This window comes from Pseudomonas sp. 273, assembly GCF_029201425.1.
In the GTDB taxonomy this organism is placed as follows: Bacteria; Pseudomonadota; Gammaproteobacteria; order Pseudomonadales; family Pseudomonadaceae; genus Pseudomonas; species Pseudomonas delhiensis.
This window is the reverse complement of sequence record NZ_CP116775.1, coordinates 247,834-258,985: the sequence shown is the minus strand read 5'-3', so window position 1 is coordinate 258,985 and position 11,152 is coordinate 247,834. Positions and strand designations below refer to the sequence as shown.

Here is an 11,152-nt window from a genome sequence, read left to right as displayed (position 1 = left end):
GAGCCCCGATGAAGTTCCTGCCCCTGCTGGCCGCCGCCCTGCTGCTGGCCAGCGCCACCGCCCGGGCCGACAGCATGCGCTGCGGCAGCGCCCTGGTCAGCGTCGGCGACCGCGCCTGGGAAGTGGAGCAGAAGTGCGGCGCGCCGGACCACCGCGACGACGTCGGCTACACCCTGGGCGGCTACGATCGCCGCGAGTTCAAGGTCGAGGAATGGGTGTACGGCCCGCGCAACGGCGCCACCTACATCCTCACCTTCGAAGCCAACCGCCTCAAGCGCATCGAATTCAAGCGCGACTGACCCGCGGAGCCCGCATGCGCCCCAGCCTCCTCGCCCTCCCCCTGCTGCTGCTCGCCGCCACGGCGCAGGCCGACAGCTTGCGCTGCGGCAGCCGCCTGATCAGCAGCGGCGACACCACCGGCGACGTGCTCGAGCGCTGCGGCCAGCCAGTGGACCGCTCCTACCTGGGCAACCGCATCGTCGTCGGCGACTGGGGCCAGCGCGAGGAGGTGCGGGTGGAGGAATGGATCTACGGCCCCTGGAACGGCATGCTGTATTTCGTGCGCTTGCGCGGCAACCGCATCGACGCCATCCAGAGCAAGCGCAGCAACTGACAGACAGCGCCCGATGCCGGTGATAGTCTCGCGCCATCACCGCCAAGGACAGGTCGCCCATGCTCATCGTGCCCGCCGAACACCCGCTGGACTGGAAGAAGCCGCCGCTGGTGACGCTGCTGCTGATCCTGCTCAACTGCCTGATCTTCTTCGTCTACCAGGGTGGCGACCGGGCCCGCCAGGAACAGGCCGTGGGCGTCTACCTGGAGCTGGACCTGCTGGGCCGCGAGCGTGCGCTGTTCGGCGAGGCGCTGGCGCGCCGCGAGAAGCTGGACGACAACCAGAAGCGCGCCATCGAGGGCCTGCGCCGCCAGGACCTGGCCTGGCTGATCCTCCGCGACCTGGAGTTCGGCCATGAGCTGCGCGGCCTGCCGGCCTTCCAGCAGGACCCGGCCTGGCAATCGGCGCGGGCCAGCGCCGAGGCCGCGCGCGACCGCCTGAGTTCGCTGCGCTTCGGCTTCATCCCCGCGCAGTTCAGCCTGCAGGGGCTGTTCGGCTCCATGTTCCTGCACGGCGACTTCTGGCACCTGGCCGGCAACATGGTGTTCCTGTTCATCTTCGGCTTCGCCCTGGAAATCGCCCTGGGCCGTCTCAAGTACCTGGCCCTGTACCTGGTCAGCGGGCTCTGCTCCGGCCTGCTGTGGTGGGCGCTGGACCCGGTGTGGGTCACCGGCATCGGCGCCTCCGGCGCCATCTCCGGGCTCATGGGCATGTACATCGGCGTGTACGGGCTGCGGCGCATCCGCTTCTTCTACTGGCTGGGGCCGCTGCTCGGCTACTTCAGCGCGCCGGCGCTGTGGATACTGCCGCTGTGGATGGGCAAGGAGCTCTACGGCCTGCTGCGCGCCGCCGACCACGTCAACTACTACGCCCACCTCGGCGGCCTGGCCTCGGGCTTCCTGCTGGTGTGGCTGCCGCGCCGCTTCGGGCGCCTGGAGGTGGACGAGGCCTACCTGGCCAAGGAAGACCCGGACGCCGCCTTCAAGCGCGACCTGGCGGCGCTGGACGCGCTGATCGGCCGCTTCGCCCTGGACCAGGCGGCGAGCCGCGGCCAGGAGCTGCTGCTGCGCCACCCCGGGCGCCTGCTGCTGGTCGAGCGCCTGTACGGCGTGGCCCTGTCCCGCCAGGACGCCGCGCTGCTCGGCGCCGTGCTCAAGCAATTGTTCGCCCTGCCGCCGAACGAGGCCGCCGGCCTGCTGCGCCGCCTGGCCGACGACAGCGCCGGGGAGAAACAGCGCCAGCTGGCCCACCCCGTGGTGCAACTGCACCTGCTGCAGAGGCTCCTGCAGCTGGAGGACGGGCCGCGGGCCCTGGGGGCCTGGCGGCGCCTGGCGAAGAACGGCCAGCACCCGGCGCAACTGCCGCAGATGACGCTGCAACTGGCCAAGCGCCTCGGCGCCCAGCGCGACAGCCAGGGCCTGCGCGAACTGGCGCAGTTCCTTCGCCAGCGCTACCCCGAGGCCGAACAGACGCGCCAGCTGGCGCTCTACCAGGAGCAGTTGGCGCGCTGACGAAAAAGGCCCCGCCGGCTTGCGCCGACGGGGCCTGGTGCGAAGCCGCCCGGCGTTACAGGCGGTCGCTGAAGTCGCGCACTTCCTGCTCGGCGCGGTCACGGCTCCAGCCGTAACGCTCCTGCAGCTTGCCGACCAGGTATTCGGCATGTCCGTCCGCCACCTTCAGGTCGTCGTCGGTCAGCTTGCCCCACTTCTCCCTGAGGGTGCCGGACAGCTGCTTCCACTTGCCTTTGATCACATCGGTGTTCATGGGGGACTCCCGTTCGCGGGGGGCCCGGGGCGACCCGGGCCCACATGAATCAGTCCACGGCCTTCAGGCCATCGGCGGAGACCGCCGTGACGCCCTTGATGCCCTTCGCGGTCTGGATCGCCAGGTCGCGTTCGGCCTCGGTCTTGACCGTGCCGGACAGGGCCACCACGCCCTTGTTGGTTTCCACCTTGATGCTGGTGCCGCTGATGTCCTTGTTGGCGATCAGGCTGGATTTCACCTTGCTGGTGATCCAGGTATCGGAAACCGCCTCCTCGGTCTTCTGCACGGTGTCATTCGCAGCGAGGGTCGTCGGTTGCGCGAACACCGGGCTGGCGAGCGAGAAGCTCAGGGCGGAAGCGGTGGCAGCGGCAAGGGCCAGTTTGCTGAAACGGTGTTTCATGGCGATCTCTCCTGTACTTTGCAAGGAACTGCGACCATGCCTGGCGGCAGTTTCACAAGGGATATCGCAAGCTCCGGGCCAGCTTTTGCGGAAAGATAAATTCCTTATTATTCAATCAGTTGGATATAAAGACCGACACCGGAACATGGGCAATTTGCACAGTAGGCCCCGCCTGGCCGTGCAAACTGCATGGCCCTAGCCGCCCTGGCGGGCCATCTTCTCCAGCACCTGTTCCAGGCTGGCCACCTCGGCGAGCAGCGGCGAGTCCGGGTAGCGCAGGCGGATGAACGCCAGCAGCTTGCCGGCCGGCTCGAGTTGCCCCAGGCCTTCGGCGAAGCCGCGCGCGGCCATCAGGTAGGCCCGCGGAATCTGCGGGTACTGCGGGAAGCGCTGGTGCAGGTTGCGCAACAGGCTGAGGGCTTCGCGGGCCTTGTGGCGCTGCAGCAGCACCTCGGCGATGCGCTCGCACACCAGCGGGTCGTCCGGCAGGTAGTCGGCCTGCAACTGCCGGGCGTTGAGCAGGGCGCTGGCCGCCAGCTGCGGGTTCAGCCGCGTCGCCAGGGGCAGGTAGAGGGCCAGGTGGGCCAGGCAGGCGTCGCGCTCGTTCAGCCCGTACAGCAACTGGTGGTAGCGCTCGTTCAGGCGCAGGTCCTCGGGGTCCTGGCGCAGGGCCGCCGCCAGGGTCTCCATGGCAGCACCGCCCTGCCCTTCCTTCACCCGCACCTCGGCTTCGGCCAGGGCCCGGCGCCGACGCCATTCGGCCTCGGGGAAGCCTTCCACGACGTCGTCGCCGGCCACCGCGTAGCCCAGCGCGCCCTGGTACTGGAACACGGCGTACCCCATCATCGCGCACATCACCACGCCGAAGTAGCCGAGCAGCGCCACCAGCACCGGCATCAGCACCACCTTGGGCAGGCCGAAGCCGAGCAGCCAGGCCAGGTAGTTCGGCGATTGCCAGAGGATGAACAGGAAGACGCAGAGGATCAGGTAGCGCCAACCCATGGCGCCGATCACCTGGCCGACTTCCACCGGGCTGAGCGCCGAGCCCAGGCTCTTGTCCAGGGCCAGGCGGATGACGCTGGCCGGCAGCACCAGCACCAGGGCGACGTTCACCACCCAGAACAGCGAGGGATTGTCGAAGTCCGCGGCCAGCCAGAGCAGCACCGCGGCCACGACGAACACCGCCAGCTGGCGCAGGAAGGCGCCCAGGCTGGAGAGGTCGAAGGCCTCGCCCAGGCCGGGCGCGTCGTTGCTGCCCAGGCTGACCGCCTCGATAACGCTGTGCAGGTACTTGGTGGCCACGCTCAGCAGGGCCAGCCACAGCAGCAGCATGCTGGGCATGAACAGGCTGGCCAGGGCCAGCGCCGCGGCGAACATCAGCGGGCCCGGCTGCAGGGCGTAGGCGAAGAACTTCGGCAGGCGCTCCCAGAACGGCTGGGCGCTGTTGGCCGCGCCCAGGTACTGCAGGCCGTTGCGGCACAGCGGGCAGGCCGGGGCGTATTCCGGCACGTCGGCGTTCAACGGCACGCAGCAGTCGCCGTAGTGGCGCTGGCACGGCAGGCAGAACCAGGTGGCGGGCTGCGCCTGGTGGTAGTGGCAGTAGTGCTTGTCCATCGGCCTGGCTTTCCTTGCGTGCTGGCGAGGCGCCATTGTCCAGGCAAAAAAAGAGGGCCCGCAAGGGGCCCTCTTTTCATTTTGCTACCGCTTGGAACCTGTTCACGATCTCGCGCGGTGCGCGGCAGATCGTGGACGGGGTTCCTCAGACGCCGGAAGCTTCGGCAGCGGCAACGTCCTTGATGGACAGCTTGATGCGGCCGCGGTTGTCCACGTCCAGCACCAAGACCTTGACTTCCTCGCCTTCCTTGAGCACGTCGGTGACCTTGTCGATGCGCTTGTCGCTGATCTGCGAGATGTGCACCAGGCCGTCCTTGCCCGGCAGGATGTTGACGAAGGCGCCGAAGTCGACGATGCGCTCGACCTTGCCGACGTAGATCTTGCCGATCTCGGCTTCCGCGGTGATGCCCAGGACGCGCTGCTTGGCGGCCTCGGCAGCCTCCTTGGTCTCGCCGTAGATCTTCACGCTGCCGTCGTCCTCGATGTCGATCGAGGCCTTGGTCTCTTCGCAGATGCCGCGGATGGTGGCGCCGCCCTTGCCGATGACGTCGCGGATCTTGTCCGGATCGATCTTCATCGACAGCATGGTCGGGGCGTTTTCCGACAGCTCGGCGCGCGGCTGGGCGATGACCTGGTTCATCTGGCCGAGGATGTTCAGGCGCGCTTCCAGTGCCTGCTCCAGGGCGATCTCCATGATCTCTTCGGTGATGCCGTTGATCTTGATGTCCATCTGCAGGGCGGTGACGCCCTTGTCGGTACCGGCGACCTTGAAGTCCATGTCGCCCAGGTGGTCTTCGTCACCCAGGATGTCGGTCAGGACGGCGAACTTGTCACCTTCCTTCACCAGGCCCATGGCGATACCGGCAACCGGCGCCTTGACCGGCACGCCGGCGTCCATCAGCGCCAGGGAAGCGCCGCACACGGAAGCCATGGAGCTGGAACCGTTGGATTCGGTGATCTCGGAAACCACGCGGATGGTGTAGGGGAACTCGTCCTGCGCCGGCAGCATGGCGGCGACGCCACGGCGGGCCAGGCGGCCGTGGCCGATTTCGCGACGGCCCGGGCTGCCCATGCGGCCGCACTCGCCCACCGAGAACGGCGGGAAGTTGTAGTGCAGCATGAAGGGGTCCTTGCGCTCGCCTTCGAGGGTGTCGAGCAGCTGCGCATCACGGGCGGTGCCGAGGGTGGCGACGACCAGGGCCTGGGTTTCGCCGCGGGTGAACAGGGCCGAACCGTGGGTCTTGCCGAGCACGCCGACTTCGATCTTCAGCGGACGCACGGTGCGGGTGTCGCGGCCGTCGATACGCGGTTTGCCGTTGACGATGTTCTCGCGAACGGTGCGGTATTCCAGCAGGCCGAACACGTCCTTGACTTCGCTGGCCGGGTACTGGCCTTCGCCTTCGCCGGCGAACCTGGCGACGATTTCCTCGCGCAGGGCGTCCAGGGCGGCGTAGCGGTCCTGCTTGATGGTAACGGTGTAGGCCTCGGAGATCGCAGCACCGAACTCGGCCTTGATGGCGTTGACCAGGGCGGTGTTCTCGGCCGGGGCGCTCCAGTTCCAGGTCGGCTTGCCGGCTTCGGTCGCCAGTTCGGCGACGGCGCGGATGACCGCCTGGAATTCTTCATGGGCGTACAGCACGGCGCCCAGCATCTGGTCTTCGGTCAGCTCGTCGGCTTCGGACTCGACCATCAGCACGGCGTCGGAGGTACCGGCCACGACCATGTCGAGGCTGGAGCTCTGCAGTTGCTCGTAGGTCGGGTTGAGGATGTAGCCGACTTCCGGGTGGAAGCCCACGCGGGCGGCACCGATCGGGCCGGCGAAGGGGATGCCGGAGATCGCCAGGGCGGCGGAGGTGCCGATCATGGCGGCGATGTCCGGATCGGTCTTCTTGCCGGTGGAAACGACGGTGCAGACGACCTGCACTTCGTTCATGAAGCCTTCGGGGAACAGCGGGCGGATCGGACGGTCGATCAGGCGCGAGGTCAGGGTTTCCTTCTCGGAAGGACGGCCTTCACGCTTGAAGAAGCCGCCGGGGATGCGGCCGGCTGCGTAGGTCTTCTCCTGGTAGTGGACGGACAGCGGGAAGAAGCCCTTGTTCGGGTCGGCCTGCTTGGCGCCCACGACGGTGACCAGCACGGTGACGTCGTCCATGCTGACCAGCACGGCGCCGGTGGCCTGGCGGGCGATGCGGCCAGTCTCGAGGGTTACGGTCGATTGACCGAACTGGAATTTCTTGGTTACCGGGTTCACGGTGTCTTTACCTTCACTTAGTTGCCTTGGGGGAAATCGTGGAAATGCCGGGAGTCGGACCCGATTACATTCCCTAAAAAGCGAGAAGCCGGGAGCCCGAAGCCGAAGGCCGGTTCGCACCGCCCATCAACTCCAGACTCCCAGCTTCCCACTTCAGGCTTGCCGTCTTAGCGACGCAGGCCCAGGCGACCGATCAGGGCGCTGTAACGAGCAGTGTCCTTGTTCTTCAGGTAGTCCAGCAGCTTGCGGCGCTGGTTGACCATGCGGATCAGGCCACGACGGGAGTGGTGGTCTTTGCCGTTGGCCTTGAAGTGGTCCTGCAGCTTGTTGATGTTGGCGGACAGCAGGGCAACCTGCACTTCCGGGGAACCGGTGTCGCCTTCAGCTTGCTTGTACTCGTTTACGATCTGGGCTTTCTCTTGGACGCTCAGTGCCATGATGGGCTTTCCTCTGAGGTAACAGGCCAGGGACTTTTCCCTGTGTTCATAAAGGAGGTGTGACCGTGCCTGTTGACAGCCACCCTCGGGTTTCCGGCCTTACGACCGAATCAGTCGACGCGGCGCGATACGCCCGTCGTCGGTCACCTCACCGATACCGATGAAGCGACCCTCGTGATCCTGTACCCGCAGCATGCCGAACTTCGGTGCCTCGGGTGCGCGTACCGGCTGCCCATGCAGCCAGTAGTAGGCGCTGTGCTCGGACAGCTGCAGCAGCGGCCAGTGTTCCAGGCCGGCATCCACCGGCAGCAGGAAGCGGTCGAGGGCCTCGTTGCCGCCCTCGGCGTGGGCCTGCACCAGCTCATCCAGCGTCACCGCCTGGGCCAGCCCGAAGGGGCCCGCCTGGGTACGGCGCAGCGCGGCCACATGGGCACCGCAGCCCAGCTCGCGGCCGATGTCCTCGACCAGGGTGCGGATGTAGGTGCCCTTGCTGCAGGAAACGGCCAGGGTGGCGCAGGGCGCCTCGAAGGCCAGCAGTTCCAGGCGCGCAATAGTAACAGAACGCGCCTCGCGCTCCACTACCTCTCCTGCACGGGCCAGCTTGTACAGCGGCTGGCCGTCCTTCTTCAGTGCCGAATACATCGGCGGCACCTGCTCTATCTCGCCGCGGAACCGCGGCAGCACGGCCTCCAGGGCCTCCCGACCGACGGTCACCTGGCGCTCCTCGAGCACCTCGCCCTCGGCGTCGCCGGTGGTGGTGGTGACGCCCAGCCGGGCTACGGTCTCGTAGCCCTTGTCGGCATCGAGCAGGTACTGGGAGAACTTGGTCGCCTCGCCGAAGCACAGCGGCAGCACGCCGGTGGCCAGGGGGTCAAGGCTGCCGGTGTGCCCGGCCTTCTCGGCGTTGAGCAGCCAGCGCACCTTCTGCAGGGCCTGGTTGGAGCTCATGCCGCGCGGCTTGTCGAGCACCAGCACGCCGTCGACCGCACGGCGGATACGTTTCACCTGGGCCACGCCTTACTCCTCGGAACCGCCACCATGGCGACGGTCTTCGGCCACCGCCCGCTCGATCAGCGCCGACAGCTCGGCACCGCGACGGATACTGGCGTCGTAGCTGAAATGCAGCTGCGGCACGGTGCGCAGCTTCATCGCCTTGCCCAGGTGCATGCGCAGGAAACCGGCGGCGTCGTTGAGGATCGAGGTGTTCTGCTTGATCACCTCGGCATTGTCGTCCTGCCCCATCACGGTGATGAACACCTTGGCGTGGGACAGGTCGCGCGCCACGTCGACGCCGGTGATGGTCACCAGGCCCAGGCGCGGGTCCTTGACCTCGCGCTGGATGAGCAGCGCCAGTTCGCGCTGCATCTGATCGCCGATACGCTGGGTACGGCTGTACTCTTTGGCCATTTTCCTAACCTGCTTCCGGCAGCCCGAAGGCACCGGACGAATAAGCGGCAAACGCCCGGGACAGCGGATAGCCGGCCCGGGCGCTGCGATTACGCTCGTCTGCCCTTACAGGGTACGAGCGACTTCGACCTTCTCGAACACTTCGATCTTGTCGCCGACGCGGACGTCGTTGTAGCTCTTCACGCCGATACCGCACTCCATGCCGGCACGGACTTCGGCAACGTCGTCCTTGAAGCGGCGCAGCGATTCCAGCTCGCCCTCGAAGATCACCACGTCGTCGCGCAGTACGCGGATCGGACGGTTGCGGTGCACCAGGCCCTCGGTGACCATGCAGCCGGCGACCGCGCCGAACTTCGGCGAACGGAACACGTCACGCACTTCGGCGATACCCAGGATGTTCTCGCGGACATCGCTGCCGAGCATGCCGGTGAGGGCTTTCTTGACGTCTTCGATGATGTCGTAGATCACGTTGTAGTAACGCATGTCCAGGCCTTCGGCCTCGACGATCTTGCGCGCACCGGCGTCGGCACGGACGTTGAAGCCGAACAGCACCGCGTTGGAGGCCAGCGCCAGGTTGGCATCGGACTCGGTGATGCCACCGACGCCGCCGCCGACCACGCGGACCTGCACTTCTTCGTTGCCCAGGCCGCTGAGCGAGCCCTGCAGGGCTTCCAGGGAACCCCGAACGTCGGCCTTGAGGACGATGTTGAGGGTCTTCTTCTCTTCCTGGCCCATGCTCTCGAAGATGTTTTCCAGCTTCGCCGACTGCTGGCGGGCCAGCTTGACCTCGCGGAACTTGCCCTGGCGGAACAGCGCGACTTCGCGGGCCTTCTTCTCGTCGGCGACCACGGTCACTTCGTCACCGGCATCCGGGGTGCCGTCCAGGCCGAGGATCTCGACCGGGATGGACGGGCCGGCTTCCTTGATCGGCTTGCCGTTCTCGTCGAGCATGGCGCGCACGCGGCCATAGTTGACGCCGCAGAGGATCATGTCGCCCTGGCGCAGGGTACCGTCCTGGACCAGCACGGTGGCCACCGGGCCACGGCCCTTGTCCAGGCGCGACTCGACCACCACGCCACGGCCGGGGGCCGACGGGGTGGCCTTGAGCTCCAGGACTTCGGCCTGCAGCAGTACGGCTTCGAGCAGTTCGTCGACACCGGTACCCATCTTCGCCGAGACCGGCACGAAGGGTGCGTCGCCGCCCCACTCCTCCGGGATCACGTCGAGCGCGGCCAGGCCGTTCTTGATGTTGTCCGGGTTGGCGTCGGGCTTGTCGATCTTGTTGATCGCGACCACGATCGGCACGCCAGCGGCTTTCGCGTGCTGGACGGCTTCCTGGGTCTGCGGCATCACGCCGTCGTCGGCCGCCACCACCAGGATGACGATGTCGGTCGCCTGGGCACCACGGGCACGCATCGCGGTGAACGCGGCGTGGCCGGGGGTGTCGAGGAAGGTGACCATGCCGCGATCGGTTTCCACGTGGTAGGCGCCGATGTGCTGGGTGATGCCACCGGCTTCGCCCGCGGCCACCTTGGCACGACGGATGTAGTCGAGCAGCGAGGTCTTGCCGTGGTCGACGTGGCCCATCACGGTCACCACCGGCGCACGTGATACCGCCTCGCCTTCGAACTTCAGCGACTCGGCCAGTTGCTCTTCCAGGGCGTTCTCGCTGACCAGCTTGACCTTGTGGCCGAGTTCTTCGGCGATCAGCTGGGCGGTCTCCTGGTCGAGTACCTGGTTGATGGTCACCGGGGTGCCCATCTTGAACATGAACTTGACGACTTCGGCGCCCTTCACCGACATCTGCTGAGCCAGCTCAGCAACTGTGATGGTCTCGCCGATACTCACTTCGCGCACAATCGGTCCTGTCGGGCTCTGGAACCCGTGCTGGTTACGCTTCTTCAGCTTCGACTTGCCGCGACCGCCGCCACGACGACCGAAACTGTCATCGTCATCCACGCCGGAGCGGACAACGCGCGGAGCAGTGGTCTTTTCCTTTTCCTTGATCGACGGGCGATGCTGGGCATGCTTGCGATCACGACGCTCGTCTTCCTCGCCACGCTTCGGCGGACGGCGCACTTCGGCTTCCTTCTTGCGCTCATCGCCGGCAGCCGCAGCGGCGGCGGCGGGAGCAGCAGGAACGGCAGCTGCAGCGGCAACGGCCGGCGCCTCGGCAGCGACTGCGGGCGCCGCCGGCTGCGGAGCCTGTTCAGGCTGGCGACGGGACGCTTCCTCGGCCTGACGGCGGGCTTCGGCCTCGGCCTTCTGACGGGCTTCTTCCTCGGCCTTCAGGCGAGCAGCTTCTTCCGCTGCGCGCTGCTCTTCCAGCTCGCGCTGACGCTCGGCCTCGATCTCGTCGGGGCTGCGCTTGACGTAGGTTTTCTTCTTGCGAACCTCGACGCTCACCGTCTTGCTGCCAGCCACCCGCAGGGTGGAAGTGGTCTTACGCTGCAGGGTGATCTTGCGCGGTTCTTCCAGGCGGTCGCCATGGCTACCCTTGAGGTGCGCCAGCAGAGCCTGCTTTTCGTTGTCGGTCACTACCTGCTCGGCACTGCTGTGCGGCAGGCCCGCCTCGCGCATCTGCTGCAGCAGGCGCTCGACCGGCGTATCGACCGTTTTGGCCAGTTCTTTCACCGTGACTTGCGTCATGCATTTCTCTCCTCAGG

Annotated in this window: 11 protein-coding genes; 3 read left to right on the top strand and 8 right to left on the bottom strand. The window is 66.8% G+C overall.

The window, feature by feature from the left end; genetic code table 11:
- Positions 1–8 precede the first annotated feature (8 nt).
- Genes PKO50_RS01250 through PKO50_RS01240 form a run of 3 tightly spaced genes read left to right on the top strand, consistent with a single transcriptional unit; the run spans position 9 to position 2,124 of the window.
- Positions 9–299 carry a DUF2845 domain-containing protein gene (locus tag PKO50_RS01250; protein ID WP_089390245.1) on the top strand — a complete coding sequence of 97 codons (291 nt, stop codon included), beginning with the start codon at positions 9–11 and terminating at the stop codon, positions 297–299.
- Positions 300–313: 14 nt separating this feature from the next.
- Positions 314–613, top strand: coding sequence for a DUF2845 domain-containing protein (locus PKO50_RS01245; protein WP_275628582.1), 300 nt, complete (start codon positions 314–316; stop codon positions 611–613).
- A gap of 59 nt (positions 614–672) precedes the next feature.
- On the top strand, positions 673–2,124 hold the full coding sequence (locus tag PKO50_RS01240; RefSeq protein ID WP_275628581.1) for a rhomboid family intramembrane serine protease: 1,452 nt from the start codon (positions 673–675) through the stop codon (positions 2,122–2,124).
- 55 nt (positions 2,125–2,179) lie between these two features.
- Here the strand turns inward: PKO50_RS01240 and PKO50_RS01235 are convergent, their stop codons facing one another.
- From PKO50_RS01235 to infB, 8 genes are all read right to left on the bottom strand, one after another.
- Complete coding sequence (locus PKO50_RS01235; protein ID WP_089390242.1) at positions 2,180–2,377, bottom strand: CsbD family protein; 198 nt, start codon at positions 2,375–2,377, stop codon at positions 2,180–2,182.
- Between the two features lie 49 nt (positions 2,378–2,426).
- Positions 2,427–2,777: a BON domain-containing protein gene (locus PKO50_RS01230; RefSeq protein ID WP_275628580.1), complete on the bottom strand. Its 351-nt coding sequence runs from the start codon at positions 2,775–2,777 to the stop codon at positions 2,427–2,429.
- Between the two features lie 195 nt (positions 2,778–2,972).
- Positions 2,973–4,391 (bottom strand): hypothetical protein, encoded by a 1,419-nt coding sequence (locus tag PKO50_RS01225; protein ID WP_275628579.1) that lies wholly within the window; start codon positions 4,389–4,391, stop codon positions 2,973–2,975.
- 145 nt (positions 4,392–4,536) lie between these two features.
- On the bottom strand, positions 4,537–6,642 hold the full coding sequence (pnp, locus tag PKO50_RS01220; RefSeq protein ID WP_275628578.1) for a polyribonucleotide nucleotidyltransferase: 2,106 nt from the start codon (positions 6,640–6,642) through the stop codon (positions 4,537–4,539).
- Positions 6,643–6,809: 167 nt separating this feature from the next.
- Positions 6,810–7,079: a 30S ribosomal protein S15 gene (gene rpsO / locus PKO50_RS01215; protein WP_009613036.1), complete on the bottom strand. Its 270-nt coding sequence runs from the start codon at positions 7,077–7,079 to the stop codon at positions 6,810–6,812.
- A 99-nt stretch (positions 7,080–7,178) separates the two neighbouring features.
- Complete coding sequence (gene truB / locus PKO50_RS01210) at positions 7,179–8,093, bottom strand: tRNA pseudouridine(55) synthase TruB (protein WP_089390238.1); 915 nt, start codon at positions 8,091–8,093, stop codon at positions 7,179–7,181.
- A 3-nt stretch (positions 8,094–8,096) separates the two neighbouring features.
- The gene (gene rbfA / locus PKO50_RS01205) at positions 8,097–8,486 is read right to left on the bottom strand and encodes a 30S ribosome-binding factor RbfA (RefSeq protein WP_089390237.1); all 390 of its coding nucleotides are present in this window, start codon (positions 8,484–8,486) and stop codon (positions 8,097–8,099) included.
- Positions 8,487–8,591: 105 nt separating this feature from the next.
- Positions 8,592–11,135, bottom strand: a complete 2,544-nt coding sequence (infB, locus tag PKO50_RS01200) for a translation initiation factor IF-2 (protein WP_275628577.1) — start codon at positions 11,133–11,135, stop codon at positions 8,592–8,594.
- Positions 11,136–11,152: the final 17 nt, after the last annotated feature.